Origin of the sequence: Paraburkholderia graminis C4D1M (genome assembly GCF_000172415.1) — a bacterium.
GTDB classification, from domain to species: domain Bacteria; phylum Pseudomonadota; class Gammaproteobacteria; order Burkholderiales; family Burkholderiaceae; genus Paraburkholderia; species Paraburkholderia graminis.
Genome location: NZ_ABLD01000051.1, coordinates 1 through 22,882, shown reverse-complemented (window position 1 = coordinate 22,882; position 22,882 = coordinate 1). Strand labels below are relative to the sequence as shown.

Annotated in this window: 13 protein-coding genes and 1 pseudogene; 4 read left to right on the top strand and 10 right to left on the bottom strand. The window is 60.4% G+C overall.

The annotated features are described in order from the left end of the window. The 3 genes and pseudogenes from BGRAMDRAFT_RS35155 to BGRAMDRAFT_RS32485 all read left to right on the top strand — a co-directional run. Positions 1-299 (top strand): annotated as a pseudogene (locus BGRAMDRAFT_RS35155) (hypothetical protein); the annotation flags it as partial. 845 nt (positions 300-1,144) lie between these two features. Continuing rightward, a complete protein-coding gene (locus tag BGRAMDRAFT_RS32490) occupies positions 1,145-1,393 on the top strand; it encodes an AbrB/MazE/SpoVT family DNA-binding domain-containing protein (protein ID WP_006053174.1) in 249 nt (82 codons plus the stop codon). Continuing rightward, positions 1,387-1,707 (top strand): type II toxin-antitoxin system PemK/MazF family toxin, encoded by a 321-nt coding sequence (locus BGRAMDRAFT_RS32485; protein ID WP_006053173.1) that lies wholly within the window; start codon positions 1,387-1,389, stop codon positions 1,705-1,707. Before BGRAMDRAFT_RS32490 ends, BGRAMDRAFT_RS32485 begins: the two co-directional genes overlap by 7 nt. 1,136 nt (positions 1,708-2,843) lie before the next feature. Here the strand turns inward: BGRAMDRAFT_RS32485 and BGRAMDRAFT_RS32480 are convergent. The 7 genes from BGRAMDRAFT_RS32480 to BGRAMDRAFT_RS34825 form a co-directional block, all read right to left on the bottom strand. Beyond that, a complete protein-coding gene (locus BGRAMDRAFT_RS32480; RefSeq protein ID WP_006053171.1) occupies positions 2,844-3,494 on the bottom strand; it encodes a DUF4145 domain-containing protein in 651 nt (216 codons plus the stop codon). Between the two features lie 256 nt (positions 3,495-3,750). Next, a complete protein-coding gene (locus BGRAMDRAFT_RS35150) occupies positions 3,751-5,253 on the bottom strand; it encodes a hypothetical protein (RefSeq protein ID WP_063825224.1) in 1,503 nt (500 codons plus the stop codon). A 415-nt stretch (positions 5,254-5,668) separates the two neighbouring features. Then, positions 5,669-10,153: an NACHT domain-containing protein gene (locus BGRAMDRAFT_RS32470; RefSeq protein WP_006053167.1), complete on the bottom strand. Its 4,485-nt coding sequence runs from the start codon at positions 10,151-10,153 to the stop codon at positions 5,669-5,671. Positions 10,154-10,664: 511 nt separating this feature from the next. Then, positions 10,665-14,036 (bottom strand): DEAD/DEAH box helicase, encoded by a 3,372-nt coding sequence (locus BGRAMDRAFT_RS33360; protein ID WP_006053166.1) that lies wholly within the window; start codon positions 14,034-14,036, stop codon positions 10,665-10,667. 3 nt (positions 14,037-14,039) lie between these two features. Beyond that, positions 14,040-14,507 (bottom strand): hypothetical protein, encoded by a 468-nt coding sequence (locus BGRAMDRAFT_RS32460; protein ID WP_006053165.1) that lies wholly within the window; start codon positions 14,505-14,507, stop codon positions 14,040-14,042. A 26-nt stretch (positions 14,508-14,533) separates the two neighbouring features. After that, positions 14,534-15,031 carry a hypothetical protein gene (locus tag BGRAMDRAFT_RS32455; protein ID WP_006053164.1) on the bottom strand — a complete coding sequence of 166 codons (498 nt, stop codon included), beginning with the start codon at positions 15,029-15,031 and terminating at the stop codon, positions 14,534-14,536. A 13-nt stretch (positions 15,032-15,044) separates the two neighbouring features. Further along, positions 15,045-16,184, bottom strand: coding sequence for a hypothetical protein (locus BGRAMDRAFT_RS34825; protein ID WP_006053163.1), 1,140 nt, complete (start codon positions 16,182-16,184; stop codon positions 15,045-15,047). A gap of 45 nt (positions 16,185-16,229) precedes the next feature. Here BGRAMDRAFT_RS34825 and BGRAMDRAFT_RS35790 point away from each other — a divergent pair, with 45 nt between their 5' ends. Further along, positions 16,230-16,724 (top strand): hypothetical protein, encoded by a 495-nt coding sequence (locus BGRAMDRAFT_RS35790; protein ID WP_232292404.1) that lies wholly within the window; start codon positions 16,230-16,232, stop codon positions 16,722-16,724. Positions 16,725-16,827: 103 nt separating this feature from the next. Here the strand turns inward: BGRAMDRAFT_RS35790 and BGRAMDRAFT_RS32435 are convergent, their stop codons facing one another. From BGRAMDRAFT_RS32435 to BGRAMDRAFT_RS32425, 3 genes are read right to left on the bottom strand one after another with little or no spacing between them, the layout of a single operon-like run. Then, a complete protein-coding gene (locus BGRAMDRAFT_RS32435) occupies positions 16,828-20,073 on the bottom strand; it encodes a helicase-related protein (RefSeq protein ID WP_006053161.1) in 3,246 nt (1,081 codons plus the stop codon). Next, positions 20,070-21,908 (bottom strand): phospholipase D family protein, encoded by a 1,839-nt coding sequence (locus BGRAMDRAFT_RS32430; RefSeq protein WP_006053160.1) that lies wholly within the window; start codon positions 21,906-21,908, stop codon positions 20,070-20,072. The genes BGRAMDRAFT_RS32435 and BGRAMDRAFT_RS32430 overlap by 4 nt, the downstream gene beginning before the upstream one ends. Next, entirely contained in the window at positions 21,905-22,843 is a 939-nt protein-coding gene (locus tag BGRAMDRAFT_RS32425) for a DUF6361 family protein (protein WP_157140702.1), read from the bottom strand. The genes BGRAMDRAFT_RS32430 and BGRAMDRAFT_RS32425 overlap by 4 nt, the downstream gene beginning before the upstream one ends. Positions 22,844-22,882: the final 39 nt, after the last annotated feature.

The window sequence follows — 22,882 nt, the reverse complement described above, 5'->3', positions numbered from 1 at the left end:
CACCCCAACGGACATCATTAGTGGAATTTGCGAACTTCAACAGATTGTGGTCGCTGATCGAGCCACTGCTACCTGCGCGAGCACCACGCAATCGCCAGTTTGCGGGCCGCAAACCGACACCCGATCGGGCGGTGCTGACCGGCATCGTATTCGTGTATGCCACGCTAGCAGAATTAGCGATCTTCAACAACGGGCGCAAGATGGACGGCGGCGGAGCAGGGCGGCCGCGACGGATTGCCCGGGGTTCAGGGGCGCCAGAAGGCCTGGCAGAGATTGTTCGTCGCCGACGGTTTCGATGATCGGGCAGCGTCCGGGCGTGGCAGTAACTGGCGGATGGGCCGCCGCCATGCCGGCCGGCAGACGATGCTCACCGACAACTGAGAAAGTGTTCGGCGCGTTTTGCATCACCGCACTGCATGGCGACGAGCAGCGCTTAACGGGGAGGGGCCGAGTTCGCCCTTCCTCACCACCGGGTGACTGCCTGCGCGTTGTGGACGACAAGAGGGCGATCAGAAGCGCAGCTACAATCGCCGGCTGCTCGGGTGGCCCAAGCGGGAGTGCTTCCAGGCCATCGTGCCCACGCGTGTCACCGACCGGCTCCGGACGTCCTACTTCAGCACGTCCGACTCTTCGTAGCAACGCATTGCCGCTTGCAGGGGCGTGGCGTCCATCCAGTGTTGCCCGTCGTCGGATTTGATACCGCCGCGAGTTACCTTGCTCTGCATCGGCAATTTCGCCGACGACGATTCGCAGTTGTTTCAGTTCATCCAAGCTCATTTTCATTTCTTCTGTGCGGGCTGTGCGGAGATCCGCTCGCCATCTGGTCCCATCGGACGGGCTGCGTCCAAGGGCACTGGGCCAAGTGGATACTGTTATCTGTAAGGTATATAGCAGCGTCAGGCCGCAGCGACCGGCAAGGTGCCGCCCTCCGGCGCGTCGGCAAGCCGGGGTGGGCGCCGGCGTCGCTCCTTCTTCCCTCGGGCGAAAAAAAGCTGACCGCGAAGGTTCGCTCTAACGGTTCCCTACCTACGTTGAGGGACCGCGGTGAAGGACTTTAGGGCTGAGTGACAAGCAGCGGCCAACGTAATAACATTGTGTTGCCGCGATCCGCTCGATGGCATAACATTGTAATTACGGTGAGCTTATGAAAACGACGATTCGCAAGATGGGTAATTCGCAGGGCGTACTGATTCCAAAGCCCGTCCTTGCGCAGTTGGGATTGGAGAACGAAGTGGAAATGGAAGTCGAAAACGACGCGATCGTGCTGCGTCGCCCCCGCCATAAGGCTCGCGAAGGCTGGGCTGAGGCGAGCAAGGCGCTTGCTGAGAGCGGTGACGACGCGCTGGTGATGGGTGAGTTTGGCAACGCCGACGATGCGGAGCTTGCATGGTAGTGCGCGGCGAAGTCTGGCTCGTTGGGCTCGATCCGACGCTAGGTAGCGAGATTCAAAAAACGCGGCCCTGTGTAGTGGTATCGCCGCCTGAGATGCACGACCATCTGCGAACGGTCATCGTTGCACCGATGACTTCGAAAGGGCGCCCTGCGCCGTTTCGCATACCTGTGACGTTCAAACGGAAACAGGGGTTGATTTTGCTGGATCAGATTCGCGCGGTAGACAAGGTACGACTGGTAAAGAAGGAAGGCGCGATTGCCGATAACACGATGTTGGACACCCTGCGTACCTTGCAGGAAGTGTTCGCGGAATAGGAAAAGTTGTCACTAGAAATCGGGGACAGAAAAACGGGGGGGAATATTTTGGCGCATGTTTCTCGGCGAACTTTTGGCGTCTCTGGCGTTGATGGCGTTGTGCTTGGTAACGCCGCTAAAGCCGCTGTTGTATGGTGGCCAATGGATACTCTGGCATCCAACTATCACGGTGTGCTCGGTCAGTGCGTAAGTTGACATAATATAAATTATCAACAAATCGCATGTGCCAGCTAAATTGAAATGTCGCGTTTCCCCCCCAATGCCACACCAGCCGCTTCACAGTGCGGCAGAGACAATCTATGTGCTCTCGATGGGTTTACACGCCGACTACACACTTTGAATGCGGTTGCACGCTGAGCACACACTTTTACGCAGGCTTCCAATTCACACGCGCCCAGCGCACACTTTGTCTCCGAAGTTAGAGTGCTTCGGAGCAAAAACGTGAGCATTCAGTGTTTCGCTACTGAACCGTTGAAGGGGTTATAGTTGGCCAGAACATACCGACACCACGCAGTTAGTTGACATACTTCCCCATCAAGCTGTGCAACGGCTTCTCGCGCGTAACGGCAAGGCCGCACCTTTAGTGCTTGGGAGCTAACATGTGAACGCGGAAAGGTTTTCCTGCGAGGTTCAAAAATTTGCACCCGTGAATCGTAGATTTACAAATTTGCTAAGCGGTCGTTCTGGCTGATTCGAAGTTCATAGATTTGGTCCGAAGCACTGCGCGCGGTAGCCTGCGCCGCGTTGCCGTGGCATTCGCGTTTTTGCTCCGCGTATAGTCCATCCGAGCAAAAACGTGAACTGAGCAAGTTTTCTTTGACTGTTCCAACGCCGTTCACAACGCGCCACCACGGGCGGCCACCTTGCGCACGCGGCGCCCTTCGCGCCCCGGCGAGCGGCCCGGTACATTGAACTCGGCACGGCGCTAACATAAAGGCGAGGACCGGTCGGTTGGATACGGGAGGAGTACCTGCGTTTCATCGACCCCGGTGTGGTCAGCAACGCGCTTGAAGAGGCTGCAAGGAGTCGTTGCTTACCCTAGAGAACCACCCTACATACGCGAAACCTACTGAATCATATTCCACCTACGGGGCCTGCCCATCGCGCCAGATCGACGCCCCCTGCATCGGCGGCTGTTACTGGCTGAAGTTTGTCAGTAGGAAATGTTCGACGAAGCCTACGATGCTGCCCACTTCGGCTTCGCCGAGCTTATCCCAGTTGGCATGTAGGGCCGCGTTTCGGAGCTTTGGCATTACATCGAGCAGCGTTTTCTGGGCTCCTGCTACCAGACCGGCTCCCTTCAATGCATTGATGACGTTCTGCATGTCTTTGCCCTCGACGTCGAGGCCTCGGACCATCGCAAACCGTTTGAGTGCATCCTCTAGCGCCGCGCTGGCTAAAACGGCAGCGACGTCCTTGTGTCCTTCCATTAGCGAGTGGCGCGCCAAACCGACAAAGTCGCCAAAGACTTCGCCCGAAACCCTCAATTCAACGTCGAAAATGAAACCGCCTTCGTAGTCTTCTTTCGCGGCTAGGAAAACTGCATACAGTTCCTTGAGTTCACCTTCCTTGCCTTCGGCGGCTAAATACACCTTCGTGAAATTTGCATAGTGTGATGATGTCTCACCGCAGGCTGCGCGAAGCAGATTAGCCGCGCTAGTTGTCCACTTTCGCCAGACACCACTAGGATCGTAGTTATAGCCATAGCCTGAGAGTTCAAACCGGATCGCGGAGAACATGTCTTGTAGTTCGGAAAAGCGCTCCACAAACTTTTGATTCAGCTTCATGAGTTGGTATTCCGTAGTCTGTTTCGTGAAAAATCTGCGAGTTACTCGCGACGATTGGCCGGGAAAGTGTGTCCTTTACCAAGGCCCGCCTTCCATTGCAGTGCATCGCAGCTGAAGTAAGTGCAGCCAGGTTTTCCTTCAATTTTCACAAAGCTTCCACATAGATCGCGTATTCACAATATTTGCTATGCGGCAGTTCTGCCCGTTACGTTGCTCGCTATTGCAGAAGCGGTCAATGTTAGTCCTCTCACGAACCCTAGATGCCGACGGACACCAGCTGCGACAGCACCTCCGGAACGTGGCTAAACATGGAGCGCCATGTGGCCTGCAGAAGGGGGCTGTACTTAATCGCTTCTTCAGGAAACGCGACCTCGGCGAACCCACTCAGCTTGAAATGGCGATGTTCGTCGAGGCCTCGTGCCGTGCAGAAGCGCTTTATGCCGATCTTCGCAATCGCCTGGCCAGCCTTTTCAAATTCCGCAATCGACGTAACCAGAAAGGGCATCGTCTCAGGTAGATTGGAACTCAGGCCTCTGTCTGACAGGTGCCGTTTTACCGCGACATTGAGCCGCTCGATTACCCTCGGCGTAAAGAGATACCAGTCTTCATATGTGACGACAAGCGGATAAATGGGAAGGCCGTTCGGCATCCAGGCCGACAGGCCCTGAACCGCGTCATGGATGTTCCGGTAATGCTGTACGACGGCACGGGCGAGGTCGTCGATCGATGCCTCAAGGGCATGAGAATCCACTACCTCCTTGGCAGGTTGCGCCATCCGACGCGCCTTGCATTCGAGGAAAAGGTTGCCTGTCCCGTCGCTGACGATCCAATCAACCCCGTGTCGCGGTTGCTTTCGTACGCTGTAGGTACGCTCGGACTCAAGCGTGAACCGCTCATTGTTAAACACTTCCCCAAGCACCTTGCCAACGTAATCTTGGAATGCCCTGCCGTAACGGTCCCCGAAGCGTGGGTCGCTGCCGACTACATCGTAAAAGAGACCTTCCGTGACTCGCCGGAAAAGAAAATCCGGCAGTGGACAGCACAGCCCCCTAGTTCCGTCGACATCGACATGAACCAGCGGAAACTTCTCCAGCGCATTCCAGGTGTACTGCCATGCCTCGTCGAAGCGCTGAATAGCGCGTAACTCGGCACGAATGCCCGCCGGCGTGCTAGCAATACGCTGGAAAAATGTGTCGCGCATTTCACCGGAGACTCCAAATGCTGAATAGTCTTGAACCGGACTTGTATAGGGTGCTCGTATCGCAGCCCCTCCCAGAATCAGCGCGAGAGTGAAGATGGCTGGCACTGGCAGCCCGACAGCCTGTTCAACCATTGGAGCGACATCCGGCGCACCGTAGATGTGATAGGCACGAAAGATTGCAGCGCCGTGATTGGGATGCTGGCAACGAACCTGTAGGTGCACCAACGGGTGAAGTGAATCCATTGCGCTATCGCCAGAGTCGATCGTGCGTTCCGAGATTGCTTCGTCGATACGGCGAATATGATTTATAAGCGTTAGGACACCGTTGACAGTGGACAAGAGATCCTCACTTCCGCCAGCATGCAGCAAAATTTCGCGGGACAGCAGATGGAGTTCCCAAACGTGGATCTCGTAGCGCCGGCCCCCGGCGCCGGGCAATATGATCTGTCCACCGGAATCGGCACGGTGTTGAAGCCACCAGACGCGCTCGAGCGATCCCCGAAGGGCGAGACGCCGCAATTGATTTCTGAATGGCTTGTAGACGTCGTGGATATCCATTTATTGCCCGTGGTCGTTCGATATACTGCGGCCTGAATGTGCTCAGGAGAGCCTCGAGGAAGGCCTCATCGTGTTTTTGCTGCCCTTCCCCAACTCGTGGGCGCAGCTACCGGAACAGCCGATAGCGCTTTCGCTAAACGGCGGCAGTAATGAATTCAACGAACAATGATCTCAGAAATCGGGAAGCTCTACGATTTCTGGCGCGCTCGCAGAGCGCCTGCCGATAGGTAATGCTAAGCCACACGCAAGCTGGCAAATGCCCAAAGTTCCAGTGACGCTGTGTTGCGTCGCCAATGGGTTCAATCGGTATTGCGCGCCGTGCGTGATTACCGCTGCATCTGGCCCGCGGACTCACTGCCGAGTGCACCTGCGGTGTGCAAAAGTCGGGATGCCCCAACGCGCTCCGACCCGACTGTCAGTGGTTGCCGTGGCCCAGCGAATGCGAAACCGTGACGTCACTGGGCTCATCATCCGCCTGACCCGCGTCCGCCGACTCACCCAGGAAGGCGGCGCGCTGGCGTGCCGAAGGGGCGTCGAACGTTTCGAGCCTGTCTCGACCACGAAGCCCACTTCCGTCAGAATAGAACAGCCGCGTAAAGGTCAGCCGCCCCCCGAAGCCGTCGCCCGCTGAATCACCGTACGCATTTTTTTCTCCCGCAACGGTCCAGATAGCGACGAGACCTTCACGCTCAAGCAATCTGAGGAAGGCGTCCCGGTCAACCAGTGCGGCGCTCTCGCCCACCGTCGAGACGGACGGATCCATGAAACGGGTGACCCCCTGAGCATCCTGATACATGATCGAACGACCGTCGGTGAGATGCAGGCCCAGCCCATCCATTAACCACCGTGCCGGTAGGTGCAGGTTGATATGATCGCTGACCGAGCCGTCGTAACCGTCCGCCTCGGCGTTGTACTCTGTCGTAGTTGGCCGGATAGCGAGTCTGTTCCCGCGTCGCCCGGATCGGTTGACAGGACGCCAGTCGAGGATCCAGTCGTCCCGCTCTTCCGCGAGGGACCGCCACGGAAACTCACCGAGGTGAACGCGGTAACCCCCTCCCGCGGCGGTGGGTACGTCGTGCGGGCCTGTCATCTGACCGGCCGACATCAACTCCAGGGTCGTGTCGCGGTCTACCGCTCGCACGACCACGCATGCTACACGCCGCCACGCCTCGCAATGCATGCCCTGCGTCGGCGTGCGCCAGGTCTTGAATCCTGTGAGTACCAGCCAGTGACGATCGTCGTCTTCGCACCTGACAGCAACGTTCTCAACTCCGTCAAGGATGTCCTCGGACGAGTGCAGCCATGTTATCGCCTCAGCGGGCGTACGGGCAGCAAGTTCGGGTGCTGCGCCGATCCAAAACGGCTTCGCCGGAACTTCCTCCCAGTCATCTGCGGCTACGTGATCGACCAGCAACGAGGGATCGAGGTTGCGCAACCGAAGCGGGTCCGTGTCGCGATCCGGGAGACGTTCGAGATTGTCGCTCATCCGTGCGACCAGTTCATAAAGCGCCAGCCACTGATATTTCTTGCCGATTCGTTCGAGGGAGTGCTCGTTCCGATCGCCACGGATCTGCCGGTCGAACGCGCCATGCAGTTCCTCCGACCAGCCCAGATCATGTGCCCGCTTCACGACCCAGCGCCGCGCCCACGCGAGATTGAACCCAACCGGACCCGATTGGCTCGCATAGCTCTGGTATATGCCTTCGGCTCGCCAGTACTCGGCCCGCTCCCGCCATTCTTCGAACATATCCGGGCCGACAGCCGCCCGGAAGACCGCCTTCGCTGCCCTGACCCGGCCGCGAGCCTCCCCCACTACGGCGGTGTTGCGGGGATTCTCACTGGCGAGGGTGTCAACGAGCCGGTCATGCGCCGCAATCATGTCTGGGGTCGCCGTGACCTTGAACTCCTCGAACCACGTGTTTCGCAGATCCAGCGCGTTCGGCAGCGGCGAGGTTCCGGCCAGAGCCGGACTCCAGTCCTGCACCGCGTAGTCGAGCACGTAGCGGCCAAAATCACCATCCTGGCACGAGTTGACGATTTCGTCGGGGAATCTTCCGTTGTCACCGTGTTGGCGCGTGTAGCCCGCGATCGTTTCATCGGGTACGTGCTCGATCGGCCAGGGGCTGAGGAAGGGACCGTTGAGCTTTTCGGGATCAATTGCGCTACTCGTCACGCCGCGGTGCATGGCATATGCAATCAGTCCGAGGGCATGATCGCGCAGCAGCGAATTCGCCGGGGGCGTACGGTTCGCAAAAAGATCACGGTAGAGGGTCATGGCGACGGCCGACAGATCGTGATCCTCCCAGACGCCCTGCATGGCCGCCCCGTAGAGAGCGGCGATCAGGCGCTCGGTCAGATACCCGTCGTCAACATTCTTGAACCCGCTCCACAGGCTGATTGCGAGCCTTGGACGACCGGCAAGCAGTGCGACAAGCGCCTTCGTCGCTCTGTCTCGAAGGGGACGGAAGCTGGTCGTGAGGAACCAGGTCAGCTGTATGGCGGCCAGTTCCGCGCGGGCGAACGTGACGCGTTTCTGATCGGCGTTCCACACCCAGTCGACCAGAGTCGTTGCACGGTCTGAATCAGCGAGATGGACAGACCACTGGGCATCCCGCTGCGGCATTGCAAGGCACCGGAGCTCGCTATCGAGCACACGCACATTGAACGGATGCTCCGGCTCTGCTGACAATGCGATCAGCGTGTCGAACCGGAGGCGTTCGTCGCCCATTTCAGCCACGAGCTGCCAGGTCCTGTCGCGGAAGGCCGTCGGTCGGCGGGCGAGGAGGCTCTGAACGAATGCTTCGTCCACCCATGACCGTGACGGTATGTCGGCCAGATCCGGAAGCTCCAGATCCAGCCGCTCGGGCAACTGGATCGCGAGTGCCTCCAGAAGCCCCGGAACGATCCGGGAATGCCGATCAGCCAGCGCCTGGTGAAGTGGTGTCCCGGGAGCGCACACAGCACCCGCTCCCTCGGACGTCATGCTGCCATTCAGGAGACTGGCGGCAATCGCATGATCACCCATTCGCTCGAACGTGAAACGGACAACCTCCCTGGATTCGACGCTGGAAAACGAGTCCTGCTCCACTGCGAGAAGCCCTTCGCTTTCCAGCTGGAACAGCATGTCACTCGCGATCTCATTGCCATCGTAGATCGAGCGCACGAGCTCGTCAGCGCGCTCGAAACCGACCTCCCCACGCCCTGTCCTGGACATCTCCGTCGTCAATGCCTCGATCGCTTTCGAAACCAGCTTGCGGTGCGGCGATACCTTCGTTGTCGCTTCAATACGTCGTGTGACGGCCGAGGTAAAGAGCCGGAACGCTTCGGAAATCCCGCTCAGGCTCTCCGTCATTAATACTTCGCCTTCGGAATTCAGGGCATCGCAGGCCAGCCGGAGGAAAAGCGGGTTGTGCAGTTCGTCGAGCTGACGGGGAGCCTCGGGTACGCTGATGCCGCGCCGATGCAGATAGCGCATTACATCCTCGTCATCGAAGCCTTCATGTTCGATTCGCGGCAACTTCGATGGATCCAGTGTGTCTGGGATCACGACATCCAGATACGTCGTCCGGCATGACAGCACGACGGTTATCCAAGGGAACTGCCTGACGTCGTTCAGGAGGCCAGCGAGGCGCTCCGGCCAGATCAACTGCCCGTTCTTCTCATTGAGTGCGTCGATCACGACGAGCGCGCGAACGTCTGCTGCCTCCCCGGCGGCATTGAGTGCACCAAGGAACTGTCCCACCTGAAGGTGGCGCGGCAGATCGAGATCCCGCAGGATCTCACCCCACGGCTCTGCATCCGGCAGCTTGCCACCGAGCACCATCATTGCCGGTCGACCGTTCTCGATCTGGTGTGCACAGGCGTCAGCTAGCAGGTGTGACTTGCCGCTTCCGGCATCACCGGACACGAGAAGCGCCCGCGTGTCAAGATGCGTCCAGTGATCCGCGCGGACATTGCGAGCGCAGGCGCGCAACGCGTTCATCAGATTGGAAACGGCGATCAGCTCCGGGCTACGCTCACGACCTTGCCGCTGGTCCCGGAGTTCGCCATGCCACGCGGTCGCCAGATCGGCAGCAGCATCGATCCTGCCGCGCAGTTCCAGCAGCGGAAATGAATCCGGCTGCTCATCGGCGAGTGTGTCCAATTCGGTCGCAACGCCCAGCGCGGCGGTGCGCGCAGCGTTGTTCGCGCTGTCTGGCGTCTGTTGTAGGCTATGCCTTATTCGCGCAGCGAGCGGTTTCAGCGCTTTGAAGATCACGGGGTCGCGCACCGTTGCGAGGATCGACTGCCGCACCGGTATGTCGATGTGGGTTTGCGGACTGTAGCGATCCCCCAAGGTATCCGCTGTTCGTTCGAAGGCTTTCCGGAACCAGTCGGCGGTCAACAACTCCTGGTCGAACCAGAAGGCTATCCGCCCCGCCGATCTCGTATTGCTGTCTGTCAGCCTCTGTTTGATCTCGTGCGCGTCCCAGCGATCGATCGCGACCGTCCTGCCGGCTGCGGCGGCCTCGCTGATCCGCCGCTCACGCCACTTAGTCCATTTTGCGAATGCCGTCGTCACGTCAGCGCGGCGAGAATCCGCCAGATCGAACGGGAAGCAGGCGATGAACCGGTGCATGTCAGGATGCTTTACAAGCGCTTTCGTTAGTGATCCGTCGAGCGAGCTGAGCAGACTGTCAATCTCCCAGTAGAACTTCACCTGCCATCCGGTTTCTGAGCCGTCGGCGTGAGTGGCAAAGCACTCGATGCCGCCGTCTCCTCCCCGTCCCTTCTTGTCGAAGCGGATGCGATCCGTCAGCGGTTCATCGCCCGCCAACTGGCAGCATAGCTCCTCGAATGCGTCGGCCTGGCTGGTTCGATGAACGCGGATTTTCTTGAAGTCAATATCGGGAAGCGACATGGGATAAAAACCAGTCAGGAGCAGTGAAGGCGAAAGCAGAGCCGTTTCCCGGCTACGCGCGATGGCGCTCGCAGCGCAGGGGTTACACCTGCCATCCGCTGTCTCCAGGAAAAGTCCATATATAAAACAGCCTGCAAGGTCGGCGAAGGGCCGCCCGAAGCGCGGGGCCGCGGGGCACACGCACAGCATCGCGTCGCGCACATCATTTTGCGCGAGGGCCCGCTCTTTGCGAGGCTGCCTTATGTCAGCCGGAGATTGTACGCGGCGGGTGTGCGAATTTCGACAGGTGACACGATGGACATTGACTTCATGCCACCCCCACCGGTGTCTTTGCGACCGAATGCACCCAGGCAGTAACGTTGACGCTGCCCCCCCCCACTTCCCTGTGCTAGGCGTACGTTCACTGATGCGCAACGCCTGCGGCGGCAAACAGGGACTGCGGCCGTTGCCGGGGCGCACGCCAACCCCGCATCCACTGCACCATGTGACGGGGCCGGCGTGCGCGAAGTCCTCATGCGGGCACGCGCTGGCGATCGCGTCGCTTTCCTGGCGCGTCACGCTGCACCGGCACCTGGGAGTTCAGCCGGTGCGCACGCTTAAGTATCGTCGCAAAGTAGTTCTCCCCTGCTCCGCCCGCGCGGGCGTTTTCGAGGAAACCGGCATCGCCGAAAAACACCAGATGATGCCTGGCGCGCGAACAGGCGACGTTCAGACGCTTGCGGTCCAGCAGGAATTGCAAGGCGCCCTGTGTGCGCACCGTCGAATAGCAGACGAGATCCGCTTCGCTACCTTGGAACGCGTCGACGGTGTCAACCTTGATCGCCAAGCGTCCCAGCACGCCAACCCGTTCCGGATGAGTCGTGCAGTAGGCATTCAGCCTGTCCAGAACGAGCTTCTTTTGCGCTGCGTACGGGGTAATGACGGCGACCTCAGTGTGCGGTTCCGCGAACTCAGCCACACTCGCCAGGAAATGCACAATGGCGTCCGCTTCGGCAAGGTTGCAGAGGCTCCTGCTTTTCGCGGGTCGCGTCTGGCGCCCCTTCACATGCATCCAGTTCAGGCTGTGCGTCATCAGCGCCGAGCGTTCCCAATCGCCTGCGGGCACGCCATTGAACAGGGTGCGGGCCTTCTTGCGCGTGTAAAAAAGCTCTCCCACCAGATCGCCGATCTCAGGCGCCATGCGGTACTGTTCCTTCAGGATCGCCTTGGACCCGGTAGGCAACTGTTCGAAAAGTAGTTCGAAAAAGCTCGTCTCAAGGAATGCCTCGCGCAGAAACGGTAACACGTCGCGAGCCGAATCCTCGCGCAGCAGCGGTGAGACGCACGGTGGCAACTGGTAATGGTCACCGATCAGGATCGCCTTGCGACAGCGAAGCAGCGGAATCAGAAGTTCCGGCACCGTCGCGCGGCCGGCCTCATCGATGATGGCCACATCGAACACGAGATGATCCACTCCGCCCTTCGGGGTGGACAGGCCCACGCACGTCGCGCCCACCAGATTCTTGTCGGCAAGCAATAACGTGCTGAGCTCTTCAAGCGTCGGCCTGTCGAGGAGATTGTCCGGCGTGTTCATCACGTAGTCGATCACGGTCGACCACTGGCACGCGATGTCGTGCCTGTCGCTGCCCGTTTCCAGCACCTTCCTGCGCGCATCCTGCGACAGCCGTTCGACGAACTGTGCGTACCGTTCGTCGAACTGGTAACGCTTTAGGCTGGCGCTTACCTTGTCGGGGTTGCCAATGCGAATGACCTGCACCGCTGTCTGCACGAGGTCCGGAAAACGCTGGATGAAGCGTTCGAGGGCATTGTCCACGGCGGTGTTCTGCTGCGAAACCAGCAACACCCGGCAATTCGGGTTCGCCGTGAAAAGTTGATACAGCATCTCCACGATGGCCGTCGTCTTGCCCGTACCGGGCGGCCCCTGGATCAGCGCAACGTGCTTTGCCTTTAGCGCCATGCTGACTGCTTCCCGCTGCGACGGCGAGAGCTTTCCTTGCCAGTGGATTTCGCGCCCTGTCCAAAACGGGTCATCCACGGGCAGATACGATTGTGGGGACAGCAGGATATCTTTCAGCGCTGGCTGCACCAGACGATCATGAATGAAATCGTCGAGCGCACGCTGCTGGCGCCTGAGCGCCGTCGCTGGCAACTGCACGCGAAAGCGGTAGCGCCCCTCAGACTCCTGCCATTCGCGCGGGAACTGTCCGCGCATCGCAAGCGTTCCCTCGTCGGTCAGTTCGTATTCGAGCGATCCCCGATGGCGCTCCGGCACCGCCGGAATATACGAAAGGCGCTCACTGTCCCATCGTTCGATGCGCAGGCAATGCTCCCGGCGGAGCATGCTGTCCTTGTCGACCTGACGCAGGTAATCGAACGCCGATGCATCAAGTGTTTCTTCTCGCATCTGTGCTGCACTGACATGGAGCGTCGAAAGCCGGTCGTCGATCGCAATGGGTGTCGTGTCGAACGTCACGGCACGTACGCTCTCGGCCTCTCGCTGATAATCCAGCACGCTCTGCCACCGGCGCATGAAGACGGACTGCGCGCGTCGCGCGGCATCATGCCCGTCGTTCAGTGCGATCTGCGTGGCGTATTGCCGGAACGTATCGATGGCCGGCTGCCAGTGCAACGCGCGGATATCGATCGCGTCGGTGACAAGCGTAACCGAAAAAGGAAGCTGGTGACCGATCTGCATGTGTTCCGTCTGGATCACCTGTTCGACCTGCAATCCCGTAACACGCTCGCCGAACGTCGCGACGAGACGCACATGCGACTTGCCAAGCACGTACTGGTTGCTCTCCGGGTCGCTAACCATCAGGTTCCACTGCGTGAGGGGGCTGAAAAACTGGCTGTCGGATACTGCGTCGAGCAGTTTCTCCGGCACACGGACAAAAAGCGGATGCTGATAGGACGCGCCCAGTTCGGGCGGAGGCAGTTGCGATGCACCGATCGCGCGTCGCTTCGACTCCGGTACGAGCGGGTTGCTGTCCAGCGTGATATTGAATGCATCGGGATAGACGAACAGCGCTTGCCCGGGAAGCGGCAGCATATGTTTGTGCGTGAGTTTCGTGACGGGCACCGAGATTTTTACAAACTCGTCGAATGCGGTGCCCGACACCTCCATGCGATTCGCATGGGTGACGTTCATCGCGACCGGCTCGCCCGGAATGATGTGCTCATAATAAAGGGCACCACGCGCGACACATCCGTAGAATGCGCCTTCCTGATGTTTGTGTGCACCGGTGATCATCACGGGAATCTCGTCGCCGAATGGCACAGCGAGCGCGAGTTGCCTGCTCTCATGACGTCCAAACAGCAGCCGGTGCCCGAACCGCGGCAGCGGCTTTCTGATTTCGTCAAGGCTAACGACCACCAGCTTGCCGCGGTAAAGCCACTCATCCGGCAGCAATGGCTCGGTCGGCCGTAGCTTGAGCACGGCTGCCCCGTCGGTCACACGTGCGATCTGGGCTTCCGCATGGTCGAGATACGCGGCGTACGCGTCCAGCCTGAGCTTTGCATCTTCAATTCGGCAAAACGCGTATTGCAACGCCAGGCGCCGGAATGGACTCGTGGTGTCCGCGCCAATCTCTATGCGAACCACCTCGTACAGACTGTCCAGGCCTTCGCGGATCGGCGCGATCTTGTCGCGGTTATCACTGAGGGCCTGCAGCAGTTTTCTGCGCCAGTGACCGGCCTTCTCCGTCGTCCACCGTTTGAGGTCCGCCTGCTTCGTCCTGCAGGCCTCTTCATACTCCTGGTAGATGGTTTCCGCTTCTTCCCGCAGCGTCTCACTGCGTTCGGCCTCCTCCTCGGACATCGAGTTGAAGATCCACTTGACAACCTTCGCCGCGACGAAGACGGCGAGTCCGATGAGCGGCCACATGGGTCAGTGATTGTCCGTGTCAGTATGGCTGGTGAAATCGCGTGAATCCAGCAGCGTGCGACACTCCTCCGCCGTGATTTCCCCTCGTTCCAGCATGTCCAGAAGCCGCGATCGCTCGCTCTCGTTTTTCATGGCGAGATCGTGGCGATTGTCGATCCGGCGCAGATCGCGGATGTGCCCATCCTCGTCGCGCTTCCGTTCGTTCTCCAGTATCTGTTTTTTTTCTTCGAAGTCGATTCCATGCTTTAGCACGTCGGCCTTGATTTCGAGGCGTTTGGTCTCGGCTTCGATCCGCGCCCGTTCGGTGCGCTGGCTTTCCGCGCCGTAGTCCGCGATGCTCTTGAACATGCCTGTGGCCGAATCGACGGCCTGAATGACGTGCGTAGGCTCAACCTTCGACAGAAGACCGCCTGACTTATTGACCGTGGGCATGCGCCGAGTGTTGATGGGGGGTTTCACAGACTTGACCATGTCGTCCTCTCAGGGATAGGTACTGCTTATCGGATGTTCTCGTTCAGACAGGCGAGGCTCGATCCGACCAGCGTATCGAGGCTCGACTGCAGATCGTCCAGTTCCTGCGTGTAGCCATGCAGGCGTGCCTCGCAAACCATGCGATGAACGCGGAAAACAAGTTCGACCTCGCGTTTGATCGCTTCAAGGATCTGCGCGCGTTCCCGTGCATGCCGTTCCAGACTTCTCGCAAGTGCCGCCTCCCGGTGCTCGTGGTCGAGGCGGATCGTCTCGCGATCCAGTTCGAGCATGCGCAGATAGCCGTTCGCTGTCTCGCGCAACTCTTCATTGGCTATCTCGAGCTGCCTGTTCAGCTCTTTCTGCGTGAGATACCGCATGTAGCTGCCGCAGGCGTCGAACACGGCGATAGCGGCGTCGATCCATACCGCAACCGGGTCCAGACCTCGTAGGCCCCTGACACCGCCTTTCGCAAGGATCATCCCGTAGCGAAGCACGCGTGGGTCGTCGAGCACCTCGTCGCCCATCTGCCTGAAGATCTCAACTGTTCTCATGATTCTGAGGTATCCAGACGTCACCCAACGTGGCGAGCGCGGAATAGACGGCCGTCCACGGAAATGCGCGCCTGCGCCACCGCGGCGTGAACACGTGCATGCGATTGAGCATGTCGAGTTCCTTCGAGCCGGGTGGCCGTTGCGCCGCGAACAGTGCGCTCACCGCGACGTCCTCGTGCAGCGTTTCGTCGGGAAAGACGAGCGTATAACCGGTGCCGTCGCCGACGGGTGGCTGCGCCTGCAGCACGGATTCGTCAAGGAAGTCGTAGTAGAGCACACACTCATCGGGGACGATGGGCGCGAGGATTGTGGGCAAACCATCGGGAACTGCGTATCGCGTGCGCAACTCCATAACCGCATTGTCCAGTTCCAGTGCGGGCTGGGAGCACTGCGCTTCGGTCCCGGTGGACAGCGTCAGTTCCACGCCGCGCAGCCCGGCGTCCGGTCCGTGCATGCCGTCGACGGCATCGCTGGCGGCACCGCTTGCATGTTCCGTAAAGGCGTCGCTGCAGTGTGTCAGTTCCATCTCCCACTCGCGCCACCAGCCTTCGTCCGGTTGCTGAGCAAGGTCTGCGAACGACGGAAACAGAAAAGGCAGCCACGCGCACTGGAAATCGTAATGCCTCATGCGGGCGAGCTGGCGTTCGAGATCGAACCGGCGCCCCCTTGGCGTACGCCCGTCCTGCTGGCGTCGACCTTTCGCAACGAGCTCATCCGGGGGAATCGTTGTGACAGACGGGTGGGTACCATGCAACAGTGCGGGCGCCTGGTCGTGCTGCGTGTCCATCCAGAGTCGCGCCTTCTGCTCGTGAAGTGTCGCGAGTATATGCGCGTACTGGCGGCCAGAACGCGTCAGCCCCGAATCATCCAGAATTCGCAGCCCACGAAGACGTTCAAGCACGGGCTCGAGTTGCGCGCGACCGAGAGACGTGATGGCTGACAGTTCAGCAGGATTCGTGTCGCTTCGGCTCTGGCAAAGGATAACGAAATGCGAAATGCGCCCGAGCTGTGCGAGCAGTTTGTGCCGGATCTTCAGCTCGTAGCACTGCAATGGGAGCCAGACGCCGAACTGTATGTTAGATGAAGCACTACCATGCTTCGACCCTGTAGAGTCTTCTGCGGTCATGTTGAGGAGGCGTCACCTTTTTTCTGACTGCGGAGCAGCACTGCCGTGTTCCCGGTGAGCGCGCGGCCCGATGTGCGTCCTGTCGGCCGCGCGCGAAGTTGGCTGTTACGGGTTTCAGCGAGTCGGCGCCGGGAAGGCGAGCCGGTCGCCTGCCATGATCGCAAGCCGTTCTTCAACGAGGACAGCGGCAACATACGACGCGAGCTGCCGGCCGGGCCGGTTCTCGATCCACCATGCGCCGATCGAACCGGCCGGCGGATTGTCGCGGGACGCACCGACGGCGACTGCTCTCGCCTGAGCACGGAAATGCCCGATCAGCCGCTCAAGCAGTTCGGAAGCGACAAAGTCGTGCGTTCCATCGGCTCCTATCCAGAAGTGAAAGCCCGTCGCCAGGGAGCCTTCATACTGGAAGGGAGCGCGGTTACTCAACGTATGAATGGTAAGCGGCATATTCTCGATCTGTCTTCGGCCCGGATTCAATCGCGCAGGAAACGCTTCCTGCACGCAAGCGGTTTATCGGCATTATTCAGCGGATCTTGAATTCGACAACCGCTGCCGTGCACGGCGTTCATTCAGCACACGGGACGACACCGGGCGAGACAGCGCCCGGCTAACCCAGGCGTTTCGACGTGGCGTCGGGAAATCATGTAGCCCGGTCGCCTTTCAACGATCCGTCAACGCCGTCACCGCCACCCTCGCCGTCAGCGCGGCGTGGGCCAAGCGAAATGCGCCAGCGCCCGACGGAAGCCGCTGCATCTTCCCCGCTCAGGTTCTGCTCAAGGCAGGATAGAAGGTCCTCCTGCCGTGGTTGCGCGAACACCAGACGGTACAGCGCGAGACTGCGTTTCAGCTGCCGGTAGCGGGCCTCGTCCCGGCTGAGCGGTAGCGTCAGCACTGTTCGCTCGATATATGCACCGTCATCATCTTCGTAGATCCAGTAGGGGATCAGATCGTTGGTGCCGGGCTCACGTTCCTGGACGGCGAGATCGAACAGGGTATTCCAGAGATCGCCGCGCGTGTTCCGCAATGCTGCCGGTCCATGCTTGCGAGCGACGTTCTTGCGCACCGCATAACCCTTATAGCGATGCACACGCCCTTCACGCTGCTCCATATCGACGGGATTGGAGGGCAGGTTCCAGTGCACGACGGAATGACACCAGTTGTGGAAATCGAGCCCTTCCTGACCGACGGACGTCGACGCCAGCACGAACGGCCAGAACGGCGAATTAAACGCTGCCTGCACGACCTTCCTGCGTGCAAGCGCGCCGTCTTCCCCCTGCTGGTTACCGAAGCGCAAAGCAAAGTGGGTGCGTATTCGCGTTTCAAATGGCTTGATGTCCAGCAGGTCGTTCCTGAACCCCACTTCATCAGGCTGCAACGGTGCGCTGCGCAGGGACATGGCTTCATACATCGCATCGGCGAGCATCTCACAGCCGGCCTCCGCAGTGCGATCAGCGAGCCCGGTCGACTCGAAGAGTATGTGCGCGTACTCGTCAAGCAGTGCCTGCAGATTGCCGTCAGCGGCATATTGCAATACGCTCTGCCAGTACGAATCCTCGTCCTCGACAGTCTTGAGTATGGCGACCGCGCGCGACGAGTTGAACTGGCTGCGCAGACCTTCCGCGATGCGTGCCGCCGCGTCCAGCATGGCCCTGGGCGCCATGTCGTGCGGCCAAACGTGCTGCAGGGTCCGAAGCGCGCAGGTAGCCGGTGCGCAGAGCGCGACGCTTGCAAGAACGGTCACGAGATCATCGGGCACGCGACCCAGGTCTTCGGATTTGCCGTCCCATGCGTTCAGCCACAGTCTGACGTGTGCATCGAACGCACTTTCAGTATCCTCCTCTTCATTGCCACGCACCCTGCGCGCCTCAGCCCAGTGAAGAGCGCACCATTCGCGTGCCGCTGGATGAACGCCTGCCTCGAGGCGGGCGAGCACAAGCCAGTACCAGCGGCGGTCGAACGGACCCTCCTTCACGCTCCGATCGATGAGCGGTTCGATCGCAGGTCCGATGATGGCCATTGCCCGCTCGCGTAGCTCCGAATAACCTGGCATTACGTCCGCGCCCGCGGCGGCGTGCAGCGCAACGGGGTTGACCATCCGCGCCAACGCTTGTGAAGGAAACGCGAGAAGGAGCGCGGACATGCCGGACGGCCCGCTACCGCGTCTGATCGAGAAGCGCAGCTGCTGCGCAAAACGATCGGGCATGCTAGCGTATGTCACGGTGCGCTTCGAATTCCGGGTCAGCCGTCGCTCCGCTTCGTAGGACAGCAGCGCGGCGAGCGCGTCGGGCACGACGTTCCAGGCCGAGAATACGAGTTGTTTGCTGACCGGACCGACGTCGGCGTACTCGCCGGCCGCCCGCCAGTAGTTCAGTGACGGCGGCATCCACAGCAACTTCCAGAGGCCGTCCGCATCGATGCGCCCGATCAGTGCGCGAAGCCGCGCATTGCCGGGGTCGATCTCGCGGTAGCTGTCGAGATCATTCTGACTCAGCAGCGCGAGTCCACGTTGCGCAAACGCTGCATGAACCGGGGAAGCCGTGCGTGCAATCTGCTCACGCACGGTCTCCTTGAACTTGTAGCCATGCATGAAATTGAGCAGATAGGGGCTTGATTTCCAGTACTCGATCGTCTCCGGCTCCTTGATGGCCCGCGCGATCGACTCCAGCGCGCGAAAATCAGCCAGATCGCCTGGGTGCAGAGACGGTACAAGCAGGCTTTCGCGGACCATCGAGTCCGCGCGCCGCGTGGCCTCGACTCGCTCCGTCCGGCACATGACATGCCGCAGGGTACGCTCGATCCGCTCCTTGACTGGTTCAAGCGCCGCGAAATCCCCGATTCCACGAGCGCCAAGCAGGCCCGTGCGCATGGCGCTGATGTCGTCTTTCAGCGCATCGACTTTCGCCTGCTCGCCCGGATAGAGAAATTTCAGCGTATGCAGGAAGTCGTCGTAATGATCTTCGCTCTCCTCGTTGCGGGCGTACATCTTGTACGGCGTCGCGGATAGCAGCAGCACGCGCGTGCGCGCTTCGTAGTTAAACAACTGATGCGCGAGTTCAGCGGCAGGATTCTCGGTCTCCGCGGGATCGTCGAACAGATCATTGAAGCGCTGGAATTCATCGAGAATCACTAGCGCGGGCTTGAGCGCGACGAGACACGTTCGCGCGAGAAGCGTACGCAGTTCGCCTGTGAGGGCCGCCCGGCGCTCCCTGTCCTCATCGCTCACGGTCCTGCGTCCATCATGGTGAATATCTGCGATGTCGCGCAGTTCACGGTAAAGCGTCCGATCGCCCCTGAGCGCTTGCCGGTAGGCCTTCTCGATGCCCCGGTCATACTCAAGCGGTTCTCTTGCCTCGACTTCCCAATCGTCGCCAGCAGTCGCTTTCAGCGCGCGGCACAGGCCACGCTCCGACAGACCGGGCAGCCCACGCAGCATCTGATAGATCAGGTGGCGCTCCTCCTTGCGCCCGGTGCGCCGCCCCGCTCCGTTGTTCGACGGTAGCGCTGTGCTAGGCGTGAAGCCGATAACGTTCACCGCATTCCGCTCGAGATCCCGGGTGTAAAGAGGCAGCAGTGTTAGCCGGTTAGCCTTCGACATCGCTGACTGACCTGGCAACAGGAGGCGCTTGATGTTCTGCGTCGCGATCTCGGCGTTCGAGCAGACGTAGACAATGTCGATGCGCTCATCCGTCTGCGCGTAGCGATCGATGGTCTTCGCGAGCACGCCTTTCGCAATCATCGTCTTACCCAGGCCCACCTCGTCCGCGACGAGAAAGCGCGTGGCGGGCTGAGCGTCGTCGAACATGCGCCTGAACACGTATTCGACGGTGTCCCGCTGGAAGTCTTTGAGTCCTTTGAGGACCATGCTGGCAGAAATATTGCGCGTCATCTGTTTTCCCCTTCTGCCAGCGCCGATTCGAAGACCGACCAGAGTTCCATCAGGTCGGCCGTAAGGATGGGCTCCCTGTCGCCCTCGTTGGAGTCGGGACGTCGCAGACGTTCCACGAGATCGCGGATCTGCACGAGGCGTTCCGGTTCACGCGCATAGGCTCGGGCAAGCATTTCGAAGAGCGGCACATCGTCGAATGAGGGTCGTCGTTCATCGCCGGGCGACGCCCCGTCGCCCGGCCCGTTGCCATCGTCACCCGCCCAGTCGCCAAGCAGCAGCATCAGATAACGGACTAGTCCGTCACGATTGCGGATTGCCGCGCGAAGGATTTCCAGATCCCGCTCCTCCGGTCCACCGAAAAGTGGCAGTTTTAGGGCGAAACTCAACGCGGCGTCGCCCCGCGCGAGCGAGAACCCTGTGAAGGACGTGATGTACTGAGGGGCGAATTCACCAAGAGCAACACCTTGTTGCAGCGAATCCTGCGTGACGTTCGCGGGTCGCGGATTAACCGGGACGGCGAGCGCTTCGTCTGTTGACACGAGGCATGCGCGAGCCGCCGCGCCGTTCCAGTTAACGCCGTCGATGCCCCGAAGTACAACACGCCAGCACTGGTCTGCTTCTTCGCAATAGAGTGCCAAGGGTGCACGGGCGAGTTCGTCGCGCAGATGCTCCAGTGCGCGTTCGTCTTTGATGGCCTGTTCGTCAACAGGCACCGAGCGGACATAGGGCTCCAGCAACGGTCCGATGCCGTCGCCGCCGAGCCAGTCGGACGGTCCACCGACCTTGCTTGTCCGGCCCACCAGTTCGACCACAAACTCGACGTTGCGGCCTCCCGCGAGCGCGGCGCCCGTCGCGTTGGCCGATCCGACAAACAGATGTGTGTCCCAAGCCCGCCTGCCGATATAGACCTTCGCATGCAAGCCACGTTGACGATGCACAGCATCGTCTTCCGTGTCACCGCTTGTCGCGTGGTCGCTCAAGACCCGCACGTCCGAAAAACTCCCGTGCGAAGCGCACCGGTCGAGCTCCTCGGCACGTGAAACCAGAAAGAGCGACTCTCTGGCACGCAAGGAGAGCGCGTCCAGCGCGTCCGCCGACACAAATGGCGCGATCACGCCGAGCTCGTCCCACGGCATGCCGCTCGCGGGCTCTGGGAACCATTGCGTCGCCTTTGCGCCGATGCCGAGCGGATGAAAGCGCACTTCAATGAACTTGCCAGGCGCTGTCCATTGGGTATGCCGGGCATCGACGGCAAGCCGCTCGATCTGTTCGCGCCGTGCGACGCTCATCGTTTCTTTGCCCGTCCGGCTCAGCCATTCAATGAAAGCGGCAAGCGGCCTGCTGGGGCCGACGGGCTTTTTGCCGCGTTCGCCCTCCAGCCACAACGAGAGATCCCAGGAACGGTCGTCGGTGAGATTCCGGGTGAGAACGAGCAGGCGCAGGAGCGTCGGTGCTTTCTCGTCCGGCTCGTCCGGTACAAAGCGCAACAGCCACACCTTCGGGTGGAAGACGCCTTCATGGGGTGCCTGGGTTTCATGGACCATGTCCTCGAGCAGTCCCAGCAGCGCGTTCGATTTGCGCGGAACCTGCAGACGTCCGCGCTGGCACACGACCGTCAACCGGTCGCCCATGCGTCTGAGCGCATCCAGTACCGGCAACGGATCATGCCGGTCAGGCGACGTATCCTCGGTATCACGGCGCGCGAGATGTAGAGGCAAGGTCAGCAGCGTGATCAGGTCGAGCGAATAGGTCGTCGCGACGCCGCATTCATAGCGATAGCGATCGGGCGGCGTAAGCGCATCGGTGAGTAGGCTGCGTTGGTCTGGATTGATCATGCGGCAATCCAGCCGTCGTGCCATTCGCGAAGGAAATCACGCGCCACAGGCCAGCGATAGTTGAGAGGTACGAGCCCTGCCTTGCCGCTCCATTGCGCGCGCGCGGCCGTGTTCTCAAAGCGCGAGCGATTGCCACCGATCTTGATGCTTGATTCGCGGGACCGGATGAGCTGGCGGCAATCGCTCGATTCGGCCACCCCCTTGTGTTCGCGCAGTGCTAGGAAGAGCCAGTTGCGCACAAAATCCTGCGTGGGTTTGGTAATTGTGTGACCCTTGCCTACCACGCGCCCCCAGAACGAATCGAGATCCCAACCGGCGCAAAGAGGCAACTCCTCCTCCGCCCATGCCGCGAGTTCCGGCGCACGTTCGTCAATGATGTTCTCGCGCCGCGGTGCGAGCCTGGCAAGCTCCAGGTTGTAGAGAAGTGCCGCGCCGCGGATTAGAACGCTCAGGCGATGGGCATCGGCGATCAGCGACCGGATCGCCGAGGGGAACTGCTCCCCGTCCGGATGCATCCAGATCTGCGCTGCATCGGATACCGCCGCGCCTTTCGCGAGATCATGCGCGAGCCGGGTGAGGAGCGAATCACGATGCTTCAGCGTCCAGCGGTCGAGCAGGAATGCGGCTTCATCCCGCGTGAGCTGCAGGCTCGCCGTTAGCGGAAAGCCTTCAGGGCGCAATGCCACGAGCTTTTCGTCCCATGGGCGGCCGGTCTGATCTCCATCGTGGCTTTCATGATCGTCGCGCTTGCGCAGAGTGCGACGTTGCGCGTGTCGACGGTCTGCAAGAGCGAAGTACTGCTGCAGCGAAACACGCGAGCGCCGCATCCCCCAGATCCCTAACGCCGCCCAGTAGACGGAACTTGGAAAGGCGTTTGAGATCCCCGCGCGCTTCCCGGCCAATAATGCCGGGTTCGTTTGGAGGCGCGTGAGCAATCAGCTGCTCGAGCAGCGGAGCTTCGACGCGCGAGCCGC